Below are 19,026 nucleotides of genomic sequence, written 5' to 3'. Positions count from 1 at the left end.
ATCAGGCGGCGACCTGGTCCAGCGCGCGCTCGCCGCGCCACCAGGCGACGAGGTCGCGCAGGCCGTCTTCGAGGGTGATCGTGGCGGTGAAGCCCAGTTCGTCGCGGGCGCGGCTGATATCGGCGAGCCGGCGCTCGACCGGGTTGATCGCGCGCGCCGGCTGATATCCGATGCCCAGATCGGGGCGACCCATGATCGCCAGCAGCGCCTCGGCGAGCTGCTTGAGCGACACCTCGGTGCCCCAGGCGACATTGTAGACCCGGTCGGACACCGGCGCGAGCGCGGCGGCGATGTTGGCACGGGCGATGTCGCGGACGTCGATGAAATCCATCGTCTGCAGCCCGTCGCCGAAGATCAGCGGCGGCAGGCCCTCGGCGATCCGCTCCATCCAGCGGATCAGCACCTCGGTATATTTGCCGTGGATGTCCATGCGCGGGCCGAACACGTTGAAATAGCGCAGCGCCGCATAGTTCAGCCCGAACATGTCGTTGAACGACCGCAACAGGCTCTCGTTGAGCATCTTCAGTCCGCCATAGAGGGTGCGGTCGGCATAGGGCGCCGCGGCCTCGGTGGTCGGGAATTCGGGAGCGAGGCCATAGATCGACGCCGACGAGGCGGCGACGACCTTCTCGACCTTGTGGGTGACGCAGGCTTCGAGGATCTCGAAGGTCGCGCGGCCCATCACGTCGAAGGCGAGCCGCGGCTCGGCGGCGCAATGGGTGATGCGCAGCGCCGCCTGGTGGAACACGATATCGGCATCGCGGACCAGCGCGTCCATCCGCGGCTGGTCGCGGATGTCGCCCTCGATCAGGTCGACCCGGCCGCTCTGCAGCGCCGTGGCGAGATTGGCGGGGCGTCCGCGCACCATATTGTCGACGACGGTGATCGTCGCCGCGTCATGGGCGATCAGCTGGTCGACGATATGCGATCCGACGAAGCCGGCGCCGCCGGTCACCAGGATGCGCTTGCCGGCGAGGCTGTTGGGATAGGGGCTGTTCACGGGCACCAGGGTCATGATCTCATTCCGCGGCTATGGCATGATAAGGGGCGGGCATCGCGGCCTGGACCTGGGCCAGGCTGCGATCGAGCGCGGCCTGCGCGCGTTCGATCGTGCGCAGCACCCGGCGACCGACGCGGCCGTCGGAACGGGGTGCCGCCTGGCCGAGGATCACCTGGCGGAAATGCTCGATCACGTCGACCAGCGGCTCGTTGCCGGCGAGGCGCGGCGAGGTCACCGATCCGATGCGATATTGCGGCAGGATGATCTCGCGATCCTGGCGGGGATGGGTGGTGATGCCGCTGTCGTAGATCTTGAGCGGCTCTTCGCGGTTCATGTCGTCCCACACCACCATCTTGTCGCTGCCGCCCACCGCGATGCGGCGGACCTTGACCGGCGACATCCAGCTCAGGTTGAGATGCGCGACCATCGAATTGGGATAATGGAAGGTCAGATAGGCGATGTCCGGAAAGCCCGGATTGACGTGGCAATAGCCCGACGCCTCGATATGGACCGGCTCCTCGCCGAACAGATAGTCGATGATCGACAGGTCGTGCGGGGCGAGGTCCCACAGCACGTTCACGTCGGGCTGGAACAGCCCGAGATTGATCCGCTGCGAGTCGAAATAGCTGATCTGGCCGAGCGCGCCCGACCGGACCAGCTCGCCGAGCTTGAGCACCGCCGGATGGAACAGGAAAGTGTGGTCGGCCATCAGCGTCAGCCCGGCGCGGTCGGCCCGCGCGATCAGGTCGTCGGCCTCGGCGCTGGTCGTGCACATCGGCTTTTCCACCATCACATGCTTGCCGCGATCGAGCGCGGCCCTGGCCTGTGCGTAATGGAACGACACCGGCGTCGCGATGATGACCGCGTCGATTTCCGGGTCGGCGATGAGGTCCATCGCATCCGCAAAGAGTTTCAGATGGGGGTGGGAAGTCGCCAGCTTTTCGCGGGTTTCCGCTTTGGCATCCGCGACGGCGGTGAGCTGGATATTGGGGTTACCCGACAGGGTACGGAAGAGGTTCTTCCCCCAATATCCCAAACCGCAAAGGCCGATCCTGATCATGGAGACGATTTTAGGGGGAACATCCTTAAAAAGTCTTAACCATGAATCGCAACCTTTGGGGGACGAGACCGACCCATATGCCAGAGGGAAAGATGCTGGTGGCGGGCATCGAGGGGTTCTCTTTCTTCTTCGTCACCCTGAACTTGTTTCAGGGTCCACCGGGTCGCAAGGGGCCGTTCCCGAGCTGCACCGTGGACCCTGAAACAAGTTCAGGGTGACGGTAGGAGGGATGGGGCGTGGTGCGCCAAAAGCCTCGACAGGCATCGAGCTTGATCTGCGCCTTCGTCAGGTCCGTCGCTCGCAAGCATCGAGAGTCCCACACCCCCAAAAAAGCGCAGCCCTGCACCATTTCAGCCATGGAACGGTTGGAACTCTGGCGGGTTGAAAGCGGCGATCGACCCCGAAGCGCGAGAGCCGGAAAGCATGCACGACAGGATTGCCGAATATGTTCCCACCGGCGTCGCCGGACTCGACGACGTCACCGCGGGGGGATTGGCCCGCGGGCGCGTCTTCCTTCTCGAAGGGAGCCCGGGCACCGGCAAGACCACGGTCGCGCTGCAGTTCCTGCGCACCGGTGTCGACGCGGGCGAGAAGGTGCTCTACATCACCTTGTCCGAGACCGAGGACGAACTGCGCGCCAGCGCCGCCAGCCATGGCTGGGATCTCGACGGGATCGCAATCTACGAGCTGGTGCCGCCCGAAAATCTGCTCGACGAGGAACAGCAGCAGAGCCTGCTCTATTCGTCCGATCTCGAACTCGGCGAGACCACCAAACGGATCTTCGACGCCTTCGACCGGGTCCGGCCCGACCGGGTCGTGCTCGACAGCCTGTCCGAGATCCGGCTGCTCGCGCAGAGTTCGCTGCGCTACCGCCGCCAGATCCTGTCGCTCAAGCATTTCTTCGCCAGCCAGAGCACGACCGTGCTGATGCTCGACGACCAGACCAGCGAGACCAACGACAAGACCGTCCACAGTGTCGCCCATGGCGTGATCGCGCTCGAGGAGATGGCGCGCGATTATGGGCCCGAACGGCGGCGGCTGCGCGTGATCAAATATCGCGGCCGCAAATTCCGCGGCGGTTATCATGATTTCGTGATCGAAACCGGCGGCGCCCGCGTCTTCCCGCGGCTGATCTCCGCCGAGCATCGCACCGGCTTCACCCGCGAGCTCATCGTCACCGGCAACGCGCCGCTCGACGCGCTGCTCGGCGGCGGTATCCAGCGCGGATCGAGCGTGCTCGTGCTGGGCCCCGCCGGTACCGGCAAGTCGCTGGCGATGCTCAGCTTCGTGTCGGCCGCGGTCGCCAAGGGCGAACATGCGGCGATGTTCGTGTTCGACGAGGAACTCGGGCTGCTGATCGATCGCGCGCTCGGCGTCGGCATGGACCTCCAGGCGATGGTCGATTCGGGCCATCTCACCCTCGAACAGGTCGATGCCGCCGAACTCACCCCCGGCGAATTGTCGGCGCGGATCCGGCGGTGCGTCGAGGACCATGGCGCGCGCACCGTCGTCATCGACAGCCTCAACGGCTATCAGGCGGCGATGCCCGAGGAGAATGCGCTCGTCCTCCACATGCACGAGCTGCTGCAATATCTGAACCGCCAGGGCGCCACCACCTTCCTGACCGTCGCCCAGCATGGGCTGGTCGGCGACATGCAGTCGCCGGTCGACGTCACCTATCTCGCCGACACGGTGATCCTGCTGCGCTATTTCGAGGCGGTCGGCCAGGTCCGCCGTGCGATCTCGGTGGTCAAGAAGCGCACCGGCGCCCACGAACATACCATACGCGAATATCGGATCGGCGCCGAGGGGCTCACCCTCGGCGAGCCGCTGGTGTCGTTCCAGGGGGTGCTGCGCGGGGTGCCGACCCTGATCGGCGATGCGGGCAAGCTGCTCGACATGGCCAGCTGATCGCGATCGTCGCTTGATCCCCGACCTTTCCGAGCGCGCGCTGGTTCTCGCGCCGCGCGGCCGCGATGCCGAGATCGCCGCCGGCATCCTGCGTGGCGCCGGGATCGCGGCCTCGCCCTGCGCGTCGATCGCGACGCTGGTCGGCGGGATCGCCGCGGGCGCCGGTTTCGCGATCCTGACCGCCGAGGCGGTGCGTTCGGCGGATCTGCATGCGCTGCGCCGCTGGATCGCCGCCCAGCCCGAATGGTCCGACTTCCCCTTCATCCTGCTGACCACCGCCGGCGGCGGGCTCGAACGCAATCCCGAGGCCGCGCGCCAGCTCCAGATCCTCGACAACGTCACCTTTCTCGAACGGCCGTTCCACCCGACCACCCTGGTCAGCCTCGCCCAGGCGGCGCTGCGCGGGCGCCGCCGCCAATATGAGGCGCGCGCCCGGCTCGAGGAACTGCGCAACCTCGCCGGCTCGCTCGAACGCCAGGTCGAGGAGCGCACCGCCCAGTTGAGGATCGGCGAGGCGCGGATGCGGGCGATCTTCGAGAGCAACTATCAGTATCAGCTGCTGCTCGACACTGGCGGGACCGTGCTCGACGCTAACCGCGCCTCGCTCGACGGCGCGGCGGCCACGCTGGGTGATGTGGTCGGTCGCCCCTTCTGGGAGACGCCCTGGTTCGCCGCGACCCCGGGGCTGCCCGATCTGGTCCGCGCCGCGGTGCGCCGGGTCGCGGCCGGCGAGGCCGTCGCGCAGGAGGTCGAGGTCGACCTGCCGATCGGCCGGCGCATCTTCGATTTCGGGATGCGGCCGGTGCGCGATGCCGAGAGCCGGGTGATCTCGCTCGCGCCCGAGGCGGTCGACATCACCGACCGGCGCATGGCCGAGGAGGCGCTGCGCCAGTCGCAGAAGCTCGAGGCGATGGGCCAGCTCACCGGCGGGGTCGCGCATGATTTCAACAATCTGCTCACCCCGATCGTCGGCGCGCTCGACATCCTCCACCGCAGCGATCTCGGCAGCGCGCGCGAGCGGCGGCTGATCGAGGGGGCGGTCCAGTCGGCCGAACGCGCCCGGGTGCTGGTCCAGCGGCTGCTCGCCTTCGCGCGCCGCCAGCCGCTCCAGCCGATGCCGGTCGACATCGCCCGGCTGGTCCATGGCATGGCCGATCTGGTCGCCTCGACCACCGGCCCGCAGATCCAGGTCGAGGTCGATGCGGCCGACGACCTTCCCTCGGCGCAGGCCGATCCCAACCAGCTCGAAATGGCGGTGCTCAATCTCGCGGTCAACGCCCGCGACGCGATGCCGACGGGCGGCACGCTGCGCATCTCGGCCAAGCTCGAACCGCCGGGAACGCGCCGTCCCGCCGGGCTGTCCGACGGCACCTATATCCGTCTGTCGGTTGCCGATACCGGGACGGGCATGGACGAGGCCACCCGCGCCCGCGCGATCGAGCCCTTCTTCTCGACCAAGGGGGTCGGCAAGGGCACCGGCCTGGGCCTGTCGATGGTCCACGGCCTGGCCGCCCAACTCGGCGGCGCGCTCGGCATCTCCAGCCGGCCGGGGCAGGGTACCCGCATCCATCTGTGGCTGCCGGTGACGTCGGCGTCGGCCAACCCGGTCGAGACACGCGACGTGCCCGCACTCCTCCGACGCGAGGGCGTGGCGCTGCTCGTCGACGACGAGCCGGCGGCGCGGGCGAGCACCGCGCATATGCTCGGCGAGATCGGCTACCAGGTGGTCGAGGCGGGATCGGCCGAGGAAGCGCAGGACCTGCTCGACGGTGGCCTCGCCCCCGACATCCTCGTCACCGACCATCTGATGCCCGGCCGCTCGGGCGCCGACCTCGCCCGCGCCCTGCGCGCGCAGGGCGACGCGATGCCGGTGCTGATCGTCTCGGGCTATGCCGAGGTCGACGAGATCGCCGCCGACCTGCCGCGCATCACCAAGCCGTTCCGCCAGGACGAGCTGAGCGCGATGGTCAGCCAGATCACCGCGGAAGGGTGAAGGACTCATCCTCTTCTTCCTTCTCCTTCCTTTTTCGTCATCCTGAACTTGTTTCAGGATCCACTCTTCCGCTCGGGAGCGTCCCCTTGTGTCACGGTGGACCCTGAAACAAGTTCAGGGTGACGACGTGGAGAGGCTCGCGACCGATCTCGCCAACACCCCGCTGGCAGACCCCGCGGGCTTGATCTATGCCTTGACCATATCCTTCGCTCGAAAGCTTCGAACCCTATGGCCCTGGTCAAGAAATCCTCGCTCGCCGCGCGTCCCAAGGCCCAGCCCGCGGCACCGTCCGACGAGGCGCCCGCGCGCAGCCGCGCACCCGCCCGGTCGCGGGTCGCGCCGAGCAAGGACACGCTCGCCGGCCGGATCGGCGCCGCCTCGCAGGAACTGGCGAGCGGGCTGACCGAGGCCGCCACCGCCGCGGCCGAGTTGCAGCGCGCGATGGACCAGATCTCGACCGGTGCCGAGGAGGCCGCCGGCGCCGCGCAGGAATCGCTCGGGCTGATCGGCTCGCTCACCGCGGAATTCGCCGCCGCGCGCGAACGCGCCGATGCGTCGCGCCGTCAGACCGAACTGCTCCAGGCGGCATTTCTCGAGACCAACAGCCAGATCGACGGATCGATTGCCGCGATCGAACTCAACGCGGCCCGCCAGCTCGCCTCGGTCGAGGTGATCGTCGCGCTCGAACGCCGCGCCGACGATATCGGCGAGATCAGCCGGATCGTCGCCGACATCTCCGACCAGACCAGCCTGCTCGCGCTCAACGCGACGATCGAGGCGGCGCGCGCCGGCGATCATGGCCAGGGCTTCGCGGTCGTCGCCGACGAGGTGCGTGCGCTCGCCGAGACGTCGGAGACGAGTGCGAGCGACGTCCAGCGGCTCGCCCGCGAGGTGGTCGACGAGGTGCGCCTGATCGCCGATCGCATCCGCGCCAGCGCCGAGGCCGCCGCCGGCGAGGCTACGGCGGGGCGCAGCGTGATCGCGGTGCTCGACGCCGCCCGCGCCGATCTCGCGGTGCTGTCCGAGGGCGCGCAGAGCATATTGCTGGTCGCGGTCGAAGCCGACGCCGCGGCGCGCGAGGCGATTCGCGGATCCGAACAGGTCGCCGCCGCCGCCGAGGAACAGTCGGCCGCCGCCGCCGAGGCCCAGCAGGGCGTCCAGCAGCAGAGCCTGTCGCTCGACCAGAGCCAGCAGACCGCCGACGAACTCGCGGTGCTCACCGAGCGGCTCCAGTCCGGCGACAATATCCAGGAGTCGGCCGAGCAGGTCGCCGTCGCCGCCGAGGAACTGTCGGCGACCGTGCAGGAATTGTCGGGCGCGGCCGGCGAGATACTGGTCGCAGTCGAGCAGATCAGCCGCGGCGCCGAGCTCCAGGCCTCGGCGACCACCCAGGCCAATGCGGCGATGGCGCAGATCGAGAAGGCCGCCTCCGTCGCCCAGGACCGCGCCGGCGCGGCGGTGGCGAGCGCGGCGTCGGTCACGGCCTATATCGTCGAAGGGCAGGACACGATCGGCAAGCTGGTCGACGGCGTCGGCAGCGCGCTCGCCGAGGCGCGCGCGGTAATGGCGGCGGTGATCGGCCTCAACGAGGTCGCGCGCCGGATCGAGAAGATCATCGACGCGCTGTCGCTGGTCGCGGTCCAGACCAACATGCTCGCGGTCAGCGGCTCGGTCGAGGCGACCCGCGCCGGCGACGCCGGGCGTGGCTTCGCGACCGTGTCGGGCGATATCCGCAAGCTCGCCCGCGACAGCGCCGCCAATGCCGAGCGCGCCCGCGACGTCGTTCGCGCGATCCAGGACGATATCGCCACCGTCCGCCGCGACCTCGACCAGCTCGCCAGCGCTTCGGAGATCGAGGTCGTCCGTAACCGTGTCGTCGTCGAGCGCTTCGCCCAGATCATCGCCGACATGGCGACCACCAGCGAATCGAGCGCGGCGATCCTGCAGGGCAGCGACGCGATCCTCGCGGCGGTCCGCGAGATCCGCAGCGGCACCGAGCAGATCGCCGGCGTCGCCGAGGAGGCGTCGTCGGCGGCGCGCCAGGCGGCGAGCGCGGCGCGCCAGCAGGCGCAGAGCGCCGAGGATCTGGCGGCGGCGATCGAGGAGATCGCCTCGCTCGCCAACGCGTTGCAGACCGACGCCGGCTGATCGGACCGGCGATGGCCTCCGCCCCATCCGAACGGCTGCTGAGCTTCCGCGCCGCCGGGGAGACGCTTGCGATCCCGGCGAACGCGGTGCGTGAGGTGATCCGCGCGCCCGCGCTGGTGCGGGTGCCGCATGCGCCAGGCGCGCTGGCGGGCCTCGGCAATCTGCGCGGGCAGATATTGTCGGTGGTGTCGCTGGCGACCCTGCTCGATCGCCCCGCCGGCGCCGGCAAGCGGGTGATCGTCCTCGACGATGCGCAGGGGGCCGGGGAGGGCGTCGGCCTGCTCGTCGACGAGGTCTCGGCGCTGATCGACCGCGACCAGGCGCAGGGCGGCGATCGGATCGCCCGTCCGATCGATATCGCCGCCCTGCTCGACCGCGGTTTCGTCGCCGCCACGGCACGCAAGCCGCGCCAGGCGCGCATGGCGACGGTCGAGGCGCGGATGGTGGCGGTCAACCAGATCATCCTGCTCGCCTTCGCCGTTGCCGGCCAGGAATTCGCGCTGCCGCTCGACCAGCTCGACGAGGTGATCCGGCTGCCCGAAGGGATCGCGCTGCTGCCCCAGGCCGACGACGCGGTGGTCGGCAGCGCCGCGCATCGCGGCGCGCTGCTGCCCTTGCTGTCGCTGCGCCATCTCCTGTCGCTGCCCGCGACCGCGCAACCCACGGCACCGCGGGTCGTCGTCGCCCGGCTCGGGCGCCACAAGGTCGGTCTCGTCGTCGATGCGGTCCATGCGATCCTGCGCGTCGGCGAGGATGCGATCGACATGATCCCGGCGGTGCTGACCCGCGGTGCAGGCGAGGCGCGTATCCAGGCGGTGTGCCGGCTCGACGGCGGACGTCGGCTGGTGTCGCTGCTCGCGGCCAACCAGTTGCTGCGCGACGATCTCGTCGCCCGGCTCGCCGACGACCAACAAGAGCAGGGCCGGCAACAGGAGCATGACGCGATGGCGGACGCGGCGGACGATGCAGGCGCGGACCAGGGCAAAACCGAGCAGTTTCTCCTCTTCCGGATCGGCGGCGACGATTTCGGTCTGCCGGTCGCGGCGGTCGCCGAGGTCGTGCGCATGCCCGACAGTCTCGGCAGCCTGCCGCGCGCGCCCAAATTCGTCGAGGGCATCATGAACCTGCGCGGCCGTGCGATCCCGGTGATCGACCAGCGCCGCCGTTTCGACGCGCCCGCCGGGGCCGGCCAGCGGCGGCGGGTGATCATCGTCAGCCTTGGCGAGATGCAGGCGGGGTTCGTCGTCGATGCGGTGTCCGACGTGATCCGAGTCGGCCAGGCCGACCTCCAGGCCGCGCCCGACCTCGGCGACGGCGCGGTGCGGATTTTCGACCGGGTCGCCACCGTCGGTGCGGAACAGCGAATGGTGCTGCTCGTTCAGCCGCGCGAATTGCTCGACCGTGCGGAAAAGGATCTGCTCGCGGCGATGCTGCCCGGGGACGTGTCGACCAACTCGTGATCAAGCTGCTGATCGTCGATGATTCGCCGCTGATGCGGCGGCTGCTCGGCGGCATCTTCGCCGCCGAGGGCGACTTCGTCGTCGAGCTTGCCCGCGACGGCGTCGAAGCGCTCGAAAAGCTCGGTACCTTCGCGCCCGACGTGGTCACCCTCGACATCCACATGCCTGGCCTTGACGGGCTCGGTTGCCTCGACCGGATCATGGTCGAGCGCCCGACTCCGGTGGTGATGGTGTCGTCGCTGACCGCGCAGGGGGCCAACGAAACCCTCGAGGCGCTCGCGCTTGGCGCGGTCGATTTCGTCGAGAAACCTGGCGGGGCGGTGTCGATCGAGATCGAACGGATCGCGCCGGCGCTGGTCGAGACGGTGCGCGCCGCGTCGCAGGCGCGGCTCTCGCGCACCCATCGCTTGAGCGAAAGGCTTCGCCGGCGCGGCGCGCGGCCGCCCGTGTCGGCGCCGGCGCCCGCGCGCCCGGTCCGGCGTATCGCCAGGCCGGCGCGCGAGGGAGTCGTGCTGGTCGGCACCTCGACCGGAGGCCCGCCCGCGCTCGACGCGCTGCTCGCGCCGCTTGCCGCGGACTTTCCCTGGCCGATCGTCATCGCCCAGCACATGCCCGCCAGCTTCACCCGCGCGCTTGCCGAACGGCTCGACCGGATCTGCGCGATCGCGGTCGAGGAGGTGTCGGCACCGGTGTCGCTGCGGCCGGGGCATGCCTATGTCGGCCGCGGCGACGCCGATCTGATCCTCGCGCGCCGGCCGACGGGGCTGGTGGCGATGGCCGCGCCCTCCGATCCACGCTTCCACTGGCATCCCAGCGTCGATCGTATGGTGGCGAGCGCGATCGATCTGATCGAACCCGAGAGCCTCGTTGGCGTGTTGATGACCGGCATGGGGGCCGACGGAGCCGAAGCGATGACCCGATTGAGGACCCTGGGCGGCCACACGATCGCCGAGGCCGAGGAAAGCGCCGTGGTGTGGGGCATGCCCGGCGCGCTGGTGAAGGCCGGCGGCGCCGATTTCGTCCTCGGGCTCGACCGTATCGCCGGACGCCTGACCGATCTGGTTGCCGGACGTTGAGCGGCGTCGATGCCGGTCCGGCCACGACCGCCCCCTTGTCGGCCGAGGATCTGCGCCGGCTGACCGACTTCATCTACCAGCGCACCGGCATGACCTTCGGTGAGAACAAGCGCTATTATATCGAGCGGCGGGTCACCCAACGCATCGCCGAAAGCGGTGCCGCCGCCTTTGCTGACTATTTCGGGCGGCTGGTGTTCAACCCCGCCGAAGTCGAGGCGCTGATCAATGCGTTTACGATCAACGAGACCTATTTCTACCGCGAGGAACATCAACTCCAGGCGCTCGGCCGGTCGATCCTGCCCGACCTGATCCGCACCCGCCGTCCCGGCGACCTGATCCGGATCTGGTCGATGCCCTGTTCGAGCGGCGAGGAGCCTTATTCGATCGCGATCTGGCTGCTCGAAAACTGGCCGCTGGTCGACGCCTATCATCTCGAGATCGTCGGATCGGACATCGACACCGCCGCGATCGAACAGGCCAAGGCCGGCATCTATGGCGAGCGCGCGCTGTCGAAGCTGCCCGACGACGTCGTCGAACGTTATTTCGAGCATCGCCGCGGCCATAGCCGCAAGATCATCGACGATCTGCGCGAGTCGGTGCAGTTCGTGCCCGTCAACCTGATCGATCCGGTGGCGATGGCGGCGATGGGGCGGTTCGACGTGATTTTCTGCCGCAACCTGCTGATCTATTTCGACGACGCCTCGCGGCTGGCGGCGGCCGACCATCTGTTCGACCGGCTCAACCCCGGCGGCTATCTCTGCCTCGGCCACACCGAATCGATGGCGCGGATCAGCGATCGTTTCGAGCTCGCTCGCTTTGACGACGCGATCGTCTATCGTCGGCCGTAGCTATGATGATGTTCACGCGTCCTTCCGCTTATGAGCCCCTCCCCTTCAGGGGAGGGTTCGTCAGGTCGGGAGTGCACCCGCACTCCCTCAACCATGCCGGGGGCATGGTTTACCTGACGAAGGTGGCGCGCGAGCGCAGCGAGCGTCCACGCTGGAACCAAGAGCGCCTTCAGCGGCATCGAGCCGCTTCAGTCGCACCCCACCCCTTCGTCAGGTCAACCATGCCCCCGGCATGGTTGAGGGAGTGCCGGGGGCACTCCCGACCTGACGAACCTCCCCTGAAGGGGAGGGGCTTAAGTGCTGAGATCCATCGCTGATGGACGAACTGCTCGAACAATTCCTGATCGAGGCACGCGATCTCATCGTTCAGGCGCATGACGACCTGGCGGCGCTGGCGCATAGCCCGGACGATCGCGAGCGGATCGACAGTGCGTTTCGCGCGGTCCACACCCTCAAGGGGTCGGTCGCGATCTTCGACATGGCGCCTGCGCTCCAGGCGCTCCACGCCGCCGAGGACGTGCTCGACAAGGCACGGTCGGGCAGCGCCGTGCTCGACGCCGACCGGCTAGCGGCGCTGGTCGACACGATCGACCAGAGCGACCGCTGGGTCGAGGCGATGGAGGGGCAGGGCGCCTTGCCCGCATCGGCGCAGGACGAAGCCGCCAGGCTGGTCTTCCGGCTGGCCGGCGGCGGCGCGGTCGTGGCGGTCCCCGATGGACCCGCACCCGACTGGACGCTTGCGCTGACCGGCGCGCTCGCCGAACCGGCATCGGGGCCGCTGGTCGCCTTTCGCTACGATCCCGATCCCGACTGCTTCTTCCGCGGCGACGACCCGGTGGCGATCGCGGTCGCGGTGCCCGATTTGCTGCAGTTCGCGATCACGCCGCGCGAGCCCTGGTCGGCAGCCGAGGCGATCGAACCCTTTCGCTGCAATCTGCGCCTGACGGGCCTGTCGGCGGCAGCCATCGACGCGGTGCGCGCGAGCTTCCGGCTGGTGTCGGATCAAGTGGCGATCGTCGCGGTCGAGGCCGCTGGCGCCGCGCCACGCGCCGCGCCCGCCGACGCACCCGCCGCAGTGGTGCGCACGCTCAGGGTCGATGCCGTGCGGATCGATGCGCTCGCCGATGCGGTCGGCGAACTCGTCGTCGCCGGCCATGCGCTGGCACAGGTCGCGGCACGCGCCGACCGGATCGATGCCGGGCTCGCCGCGCAGATCCGCGCGGTCCAGGGCAATTTCGACCGGGTCGTCGGTGACATGCGCGACGCGGTGGCCGCGGTGCGGATGGTGTCGATCGCACCGGTGCTGCGCCGGCTGCCGCGGATGGTGCGCGAGATCGCCGCCACCACCGGCCGCGAGGTCGCGCTCAGGATGACCGGCGAAGCGACCCAGATCGACAAGGGGATCGCCGACGAGCTGTTCGAGCCGCTGCTCCACCTCGCCCGCAACGCGATCGACCATGGTATCGAGCCGCCGGCCGATCGTCTCTCCGCGGGCAAGCCCGCGCAGGGGCTGATCCGCCTCGACATCGCCCGCAGCGGCGACCAGGTTCGCGTCACCCTCGCCGATGACGGCAAGGGTATCGATCCGGCCCATATCCGCCGGGTCGCGGTCGACCGCGGGGTGATCGACGCCGAGGCCGCTGCCGCGCTCGACGACGAGGCCGCACTGCGGCTGATCTTCGCCGCGGGCTTCTCGACCGCGGCGGCGGTGACCGACGTGTCGGGGCGCGGGGTGGGGATGGACGCGGTGCAGAGCGCGATCGACCGGATGGGCGGCCGCATCGACCTGGCGAGCGAACCCGGCGCCGGCACCACCGTCCGGCTGGTGCTGCCGCTCCACGCGATCACCACCAAATTGCTGGTGGTCGAGGTCGGCCGCGACCGCTTCGGGGTGCCGCTCGACGATATCGTCGAGACGGCGAGCATCGACGAGGCCGCGATCTTCGCGATCGGTCGCGGGCGCGCCTGCGTCCACCGCGGCCGCACCCTGCCGCTGCTCAGCCTCGCGCGGCTGCTCGATCATGACGCCACCGACATAGCCGAGCCCAAATTGCTGGTGATGGGGCAGGGCGTCGACGCGGTCGGCGTCACGGTCAGCGCGCTGCGCGAGCGGATCGACGCGGCGGTGCGGCCGCCGCGCGGGTTGCTCGCCCATGTCCCCGGCATCGCCGGGACCACCTTGCTTGGCGACGGCGGCGTGCTGCTGGTGCTCGACCTGCCGGGGCTTGCGGCATGAGCGTCCGGCACGATGGCGAACGCATCCGGCTCGAGGGCGCCTGCGAGGTCGAGGATGCCGAACCGCTGCTCGCGCTGCTTCAAAAATATCCGGGCGACGTCGTCGATCTGGGGGCCTGCACCCGCGCGCATGGTGCGGTCGTGCAACTGCTGCTCGCCTTCCGGCCGGTGCTGATTCCGCCCGCCGCGCCCGGTCCGCTCGCCGATATCGTCCTGCCCGCTCTGGCACAGTCGGGGCTTCAGTCGTCCCCTATCGGCGGCGCGATCAATATCTTATGACTCCCCGGAACATTTCGGCCGGTCGGCCGCTTCGGAGCACTGCATGTCCCTCACCGTAATGATCGTCGACGACAGCAAACTTGCCCGGATCGTCGCCGGCAAGGCCCTGGCCGAACTTCAGCCCGACTGGACGCGGGTCGAGGCCGGCGGAGCCGCGCAGGCGCTCGATCTGGTGGCGGCACAGCAGGTCGATGTCGCGCTGATCGACTATAATATGGTCGAAAAGGACGGGCTCCAGCTCGCGACCGAGTTGCGCGCGGCCTATCCCGACCTGCCGATGGCGATCATCACCGCCAATATCCAGGACGAGATCATCGCCGGCGCGCGCGCGATCAACGCCACCTTCGTCCCCAAGCCGGTGACCGTCGAGGGGCTTCGCGGTTTCGTTTCCGGAGCCGCGCTGCGTCTGCGGGCATCGAAGGCATGATCCCCGACACCGTCTCGCTCGGCGAGCTCGAGCGCGATGCCCTGACCGAGATCGTCAATATCGGCGTCAGCCGCGCCGCCGCCAATCTGCGCAAGATGGTCGGCGACCAGGTGTCGCTGTCGGTCCCCTCGATCGAGGTGGTGACCCAGCGCCGCGCCGCCCGGCTGATCAGCGAGCGCGAGATCGCTCAGCTCGTCGCGATCCGCCAGGATTTCAGCGGCGCCTTTTCGGGTCGCGCGCTGCTGATCTTTCCCGAAACCAACAGCCTCGAACTGGTCCGCGCGGTCACCGGCGACGAACTGAGCGCCGAGGAGGTGCTCGAGTTGGAGCATGAGGCGCTCGCCGAGACCGGCAACGTCATCCTCAACTCCTGCCTCGCGACGATGGCCAACATGCTCAAGCGCTCGCTGGTGATGACGATCCCCGAGGTGCTGCGCGGCGACGGCGCGCTGATGTTCGACATCAGCGACGACATGCCCGACGACGGGCTGGTGCTGTTCCTCTATATCGACTTCGCGGTCCGCAAGCGCGACATTCGCGGCTATATCGCGATGCTGATGGACCTGCCGGCGCTGACCATCCTCAAGGAACTGCTCGACGAGTTCATCGAACGCGTCGTCGGCGACGATGGCTGACGGGGACGCCGAGATGACCGTCCCGCCGCCCGATATCGACGGCCGCCGGCGCGCGGTGTTCGCGGCCGCCGGCGCGAGCGGCTTCTGGGACTGGGACATCGCCCGCGAGCGGCTGTTCGTCGACGAAGGCTTTGCCGATCTTTACGGCTTCGATGCCGACGCCGCCCGCGCGGGGCTTCCGGTCAAATCCTTCTTCGCCGCGATCCATCCCGACGACCGCCCGCGCATCCGCATCGCGGTGGCGGCGATGCTCGCGGGCGCCGAGCTGTTCTCGAAGGAGTATCGGGTCGTGCTCGCCGACGGCAATGTGCTGTGGATGCACGGCCGCGGCCAGTGCCAGCTCGGCGCCGACGAGCAGCCCGAACATTTCACCGGGCTGCTGATCGACGTCACCGAGCGCAAGCGCACCGAGGAAAGGCTGCGCATCGCCCAGACCGCGGGCGGGGTCGGCACCTTCGAATATGTCGACGGCTTCGCGACGGCGTCGGTGTCCGAACAATTCTGTACCCTGCTCGGGCTCCATCCGGCGAAGGTGCTGCCGGTGCGGACGATCAACGGCGTCGTCGCGGCTGGCAGCGATCCGATCATCCCCGAAGGCGATCATGGCGCCGCCTCGCCGATCGAGCCGATGCAGGGCGAGTTCCGGATCGTCCGCCGCGACGACGGCGCCGAGCGCTGGATCGCGCGGCGCGGCGAGATCGTCCGCGACGGCGGTACCGGCTTTCGCTTTGTCGGGGTGATCTACGACGTCACCGCCTCGAAACAGGCCGAACGCACCTTGCGCGAATTGGCCGACACGCTCGAGACCCGCGTCCAGCAGGAGGTCGCGGTGCGCGAACAGGCCGAGGACGCGCTACGCCAGGCCCAGAAGATGGAGGCGATCGGCCAGCTCACCGGCGGCATCGCCCATGACTTCAACAATCTGCTGACGATCATCATCGGCAATATCGACACCGTCTCGCGCCGCCTGCCGGGGACGATCGACCAGCGCGCACGGCGCTCGCTCGAAAATGCGCTGAAGGGGGCCGAGCGCGCCGCGGCGCTGACCCAGCGGCTGCTCGCCTTCTCGCGCCAGCAGCCGCTCGCGCCCAAGCAGACCCATATCGGCCGGCTGATCGCGGGAATGTCAGACCTGCTGACCCGGACGATCAACGAGACGATCGCGATCGAGATCGCCTCCGATCCCGATCTGTGGAGCGTCGACGTCGACCCGCACCAGCTCGAAAATGCGATCCTCAACCTCGCGGTCAATGCCCGCGATGCGATGGAGGAAGGCGGTCGGCTGAGCGTGCGCGCCGCCAATCTGCTGATCGCGAAGGGCGAGGCGGGGCCGGCCGGGATCGCTCCCGGCCATTATGTCGTGGTCAGCGTCGCCGACACCGGTACCGGCATGGCGCCCGAGACGGTCGCGCGGGTGTTCGATCCCTTCTTCACCACCAAGGATGTCGGCAAGGGCACCGGCCTGGGCCTGTCGATGGTCTATGGCTTCGTCAACCAGAGCGGCGGCAAGGTGTCGATCGATTCCGAGCCGGGCCGCGGCACCCGCATCGACCTCTATCTCCCCGCCCAGCTCGACGCGTCGGGCGAGGAGCCCGCCTATGTCGACGAACATGCCGCGCTCGGCAGTGCCACCGAGACGATCCTGGTCGTCGAGGACGACGACGATGTCCGCGGCTACACCGTCGAGATGCTGCGTGAGCTCGGCTACCGCGTCGTCGAGGCGCATGACCCATCCTCGGCGCTGCGCCTGCTCGAACGCCGCGACGAGCCGATCGCGCTGCTGCTGACCGACGTCGTCATGCCGATCATGTCGGGCCGCGAGCTGGTCGATGCCGCGCGCGCGCTCCAGCCCGACCTGCGCGTGCTCTACACCTCGGGCTATCCGCGCGACGCGATCACCCAGGCCGGCCGGCTCGAGGAGGGGGTCGAATTGCTGTCGAAACCCTTCACCTTCATGGCGCTGTCGCAGCGGGTCCGGACCCTGATCGAGCGGTCCTGATTCCGCCTCGAATTCGCGGCTGGAACAAGAAAAAGACAGGTCGTTCGAAAGCGCCGTCCAAGTGATAAACCAACAGCGAGATTGAAAAGCGCGGCCACCTGCGCTATATCGGTTGCGCTAACGTCGCCTGCGACGGAATTTGAAGCCCTCAGGCAGACCATTCCATTTCACGCCGCCTGGCTCCGCCGACACGCTGTCGCGCGGATACCCCGATCCGTGAAAGGACGCACTATATGCCGATCGGCACCGTCAAATTCTTCAACATCGACAAGGGCTACGGCTTCATCTCCAACGAAGACGGCTCGGGCGACGCGTTCGTCCACATCAGTGCGGTCGAACGCGCCGGCATGAGCACGCTCAACAAGGACGAGCGGGTCAGCTATGAACTCGAGACCGGCCGCAACGGCCGCGAGTCCGCCGTCAACCTGACGTCGGCCTGATCCGATGGCCAAAGAGGATCTCATGGTCCTCGACGGCATGATCGACGAGATCCTTCCCGACGGGCGCTTCCGCGTCCTGCTCGAGAATGATCACCGGATCATCGCCTATACGGCGGGCCGGATGCGGCGTTTCCGCATCCGCTCGGTGGTAGGCGACAAGGTCCAGGTCGAAATGACGCCGTATGACCTCGACAAGGGTCGGATCATCTACCGTGAGCGGACCCCGGGCGCAGGCCCCGGTCCGCGCCGAGGGGGCGTGCGCCGTTGAGCGCAGGCCGCCAATTTCTCAAACACGCGCGCCGCCATGCGGCGCGCAAGGATCTTAATGCACAATATTATCAAGAATCGTTCGTCGGCCTCGCGCGTTGCGAAGCCTGTTGCTTATCCCTCTATCGTCCATTCCAGGTCGGCGCCTGGCGCCGCGGTCCTGTCGCGCAGCGAATTGCGCCGGATCGTCGCCGAGATCCTCGGCTGACCCACAAAGCGGGGCCTTGCCGGCCCCGCACCCGGATTCAGGTGGCGGGCGCCCGGCGATGACCGAGCTGCGCAGCCATCCGCAAGCCCCCCATGTGCTGCCGGTGCTGGTCGCTGCGACCGACATCGATCATATGGGGCATGTCAACAACAGCATCTATCTGCGCTGGATCGAGCAGGCCGTGCACGACCATTGGTGCGGCCTCGCCACTCCGGCGGAATTCGATGCGTTCCGCTGGGTCGCGGTCCGTCACGAGATCGACTATCGCCGCCCCGCCTTTGCCGGCGACGCGCTGCTGGTCGAGGTCCGGCTGACCTCGGTCAAGCGCGCCCGCGCCTGGTATGCGATCGCGATCCGCCGCGGCACCGACCTGCTGGTCGAGGCGGTATCCTGCTGGTGCTGCGTCGACGCGGTGTCGCAGGCGCTGACCCTGATCCCGCGCGACATCCTCGAACGGCCCTCATCATGACCGACATCAGCATCGTCGACGCCGACATCGCCTGGTCGCGCGAGCAGGACGGCATCGCCTTCACCGTCGAGACTCCGTCGGGTCAGGTCGACTGCATCGCCACCCGCGATGCGCTGGCGACGCTGGTCGGCAAGGACCGCAGCGAGGTGTCGGCGGACATGGCGGCCGATCTGTTCGAAGGCCACCGCGCGCAACTGGCGACGATCGTCGCCGCCATGCTCGATCGCCTGCCGGCCCGCACGTCGCGGACGCCGCTGGTGATCGGTTATGAGCATATCACAGGATAATCACCTAATTTGCCTGCGGGTCTGGCAAGATCGGCGATTGCGCGATATCCCGTCGCATGACCAATCAAATGACGACCATCGAACGGGCCTTCGAAATCGCCCGCACCGGCAAGTGCATCAACTGGAGCGAAGTCGTCCGCCAGTTGAAGAGCGAGCGGTTCGAGGGCGTCGAGGCGCATTTCAGCAGCCCGTCGCTGCGCAAGCAGATCACCGCCGAATGCGACGCCGCTCGGACCCGCGTCGCGGGATAGACTGATCGTTTACTTGGTTTGCCGTTCGTATCT

Annotated in this window: 18 protein-coding genes; 16 read left to right on the top strand and 2 right to left on the bottom strand. The window is 68.5% G+C overall.

Annotated elements, in window-relative coordinates; all coding sequences use genetic code 11:
* Nucleotide 1: 1 nt before the first annotated feature.
* Nucleotides 2-1,015, bottom strand: coding sequence for an NAD-dependent epimerase/dehydratase family protein (locus AC1RM6_RS10680; protein ID WP_493100921.1), 1,014 nt, complete (start codon nt 1,013-1,015; stop codon nt 2-4).
* A gap of 4 nt (nt 1,016-1,019) precedes the next feature.
* On the bottom strand, nt 1,020-2,060 hold the full coding sequence (locus tag AC1RM6_RS10675) for a Gfo/Idh/MocA family protein (RefSeq protein WP_493100919.1): 1,041 nt from the start codon (nt 2,058-2,060) through the stop codon (nt 1,020-1,022).
* Nucleotides 2,061-2,483: 423 nt separating this feature from the next.
* Between AC1RM6_RS10675 and AC1RM6_RS10670 the strand changes: the two genes are divergently transcribed.
* The 16 genes from AC1RM6_RS10670 to AC1RM6_RS10595 all read left to right on the top strand — a co-directional run bounded on the left by AC1RM6_RS10670 (nt 2,484) and on the right by AC1RM6_RS10595 (nt 18,993).
* A complete protein-coding gene (locus AC1RM6_RS10670; protein ID WP_493100917.1) occupies nt 2,484-3,971 on the top strand; it encodes an ATPase domain-containing protein in 1,488 nt (495 codons plus the stop codon).
* A 13-nt stretch (nt 3,972-3,984) separates the two neighbouring features.
* Nucleotides 3,985-5,964 (top strand): ATP-binding protein, encoded by a 1,980-nt coding sequence (locus AC1RM6_RS10665; protein WP_493100915.1) that lies wholly within the window; start codon nt 3,985-3,987, stop codon nt 5,962-5,964.
* 228 nt (nt 5,965-6,192) lie between these two features.
* On the top strand, nt 6,193-8,112 hold the full coding sequence (locus tag AC1RM6_RS10660) for a methyl-accepting chemotaxis protein (protein ID WP_493100913.1): 1,920 nt from the start codon (nt 6,193-6,195) through the stop codon (nt 8,110-8,112).
* A gap of 11 nt (nt 8,113-8,123) precedes the next feature.
* A complete protein-coding gene (locus AC1RM6_RS10655; RefSeq protein WP_493100910.1) occupies nt 8,124-9,572 on the top strand; it encodes a chemotaxis protein CheW in 1,449 nt (482 codons plus the stop codon).
* Nucleotides 9,569-10,648 (top strand): chemotaxis-specific protein-glutamate methyltransferase CheB, encoded by a 1,080-nt coding sequence (cheB, locus tag AC1RM6_RS10650; RefSeq protein ID WP_493100908.1) that lies wholly within the window; start codon nt 9,569-9,571, stop codon nt 10,646-10,648. Before AC1RM6_RS10655 ends, cheB begins: the two co-directional genes overlap by 4 nt.
* Complete coding sequence (locus tag AC1RM6_RS10645; protein WP_493100905.1) at nt 10,645-11,496, top strand: CheR family methyltransferase; 852 nt, start codon at nt 10,645-10,647, stop codon at nt 11,494-11,496. The genes cheB and AC1RM6_RS10645 overlap by 4 nt, the downstream gene beginning before the upstream one ends.
* 316 nt (nt 11,497-11,812) lie before the next feature.
* The gene (locus AC1RM6_RS10640; protein ID WP_493100901.1) at nt 11,813-13,732 is read left to right on the top strand and encodes a chemotaxis protein CheA; all 1,920 of its coding nucleotides are present in this window, start codon (nt 11,813-11,815) and stop codon (nt 13,730-13,732) included.
* On the top strand, nt 13,729-14,010 hold the full coding sequence (locus AC1RM6_RS10635) for a hypothetical protein (RefSeq protein WP_493100899.1): 282 nt from the start codon (nt 13,729-13,731) through the stop codon (nt 14,008-14,010). The genes AC1RM6_RS10640 and AC1RM6_RS10635 overlap by 4 nt, the downstream gene beginning before the upstream one ends.
* A 43-nt stretch (nt 14,011-14,053) precedes the next feature.
* Complete coding sequence (locus tag AC1RM6_RS10630) at nt 14,054-14,437, top strand: response regulator transcription factor (protein WP_493100897.1); 384 nt, start codon at nt 14,054-14,056, stop codon at nt 14,435-14,437.
* Nucleotides 14,434-15,072: a chemotaxis protein CheC gene (locus tag AC1RM6_RS10625; protein WP_493100895.1), complete on the top strand. Its 639-nt coding sequence runs from the start codon at nt 14,434-14,436 to the stop codon at nt 15,070-15,072. Before AC1RM6_RS10630 ends, AC1RM6_RS10625 begins: the two co-directional genes overlap by 4 nt.
* On the top strand, nt 15,065-17,071 hold the full coding sequence (locus AC1RM6_RS10620) for a hybrid sensor histidine kinase/response regulator (protein WP_493100893.1): 2,007 nt from the start codon (nt 15,065-15,067) through the stop codon (nt 17,069-17,071). Before AC1RM6_RS10625 ends, AC1RM6_RS10620 begins: the two co-directional genes overlap by 8 nt.
* 233 nt (nt 17,072-17,304) lie before the next feature.
* Nucleotides 17,305-17,511, top strand: a complete 207-nt coding sequence (locus AC1RM6_RS10615) for a cold-shock protein (protein WP_493100891.1) — start codon at nt 17,305-17,307, stop codon at nt 17,509-17,511.
* A gap of 4 nt (nt 17,512-17,515) precedes the next feature.
* Nucleotides 17,516-17,779 (top strand): translation initiation factor IF-1, encoded by a 264-nt coding sequence (infA, locus tag AC1RM6_RS10610; RefSeq protein ID WP_493100889.1) that lies wholly within the window; start codon nt 17,516-17,518, stop codon nt 17,777-17,779.
* A gap of 265 nt (nt 17,780-18,044) precedes the next feature.
* The gene (locus AC1RM6_RS10605) at nt 18,045-18,455 is read left to right on the top strand and encodes an acyl-CoA thioesterase (RefSeq protein ID WP_493100887.1); all 411 of its coding nucleotides are present in this window, start codon (nt 18,045-18,047) and stop codon (nt 18,453-18,455) included.
* On the top strand, nt 18,452-18,742 hold the full coding sequence (locus tag AC1RM6_RS10600; protein WP_493100885.1) for a DUF1488 family protein: 291 nt from the start codon (nt 18,452-18,454) through the stop codon (nt 18,740-18,742). The genes AC1RM6_RS10605 and AC1RM6_RS10600 overlap by 4 nt, the downstream gene beginning before the upstream one ends.
* Nucleotides 18,743-18,810: 68 nt before the next feature.
* A complete protein-coding gene (locus AC1RM6_RS10595) occupies nt 18,811-18,993 on the top strand; it encodes a hypothetical protein (protein ID WP_493100884.1) in 183 nt (60 codons plus the stop codon).
* The last annotated feature ends 33 nt before the right edge of the window (nt 18,994-19,026 follow it).

This window comes from Rhizorhabdus sp. GW822-FHT03C02 (genome assembly GCF_058801765.1).
The sequence above is the reverse complement of the archived record's forward strand: the minus strand, read 5'-3'. Positions and strand labels throughout refer to the sequence as shown.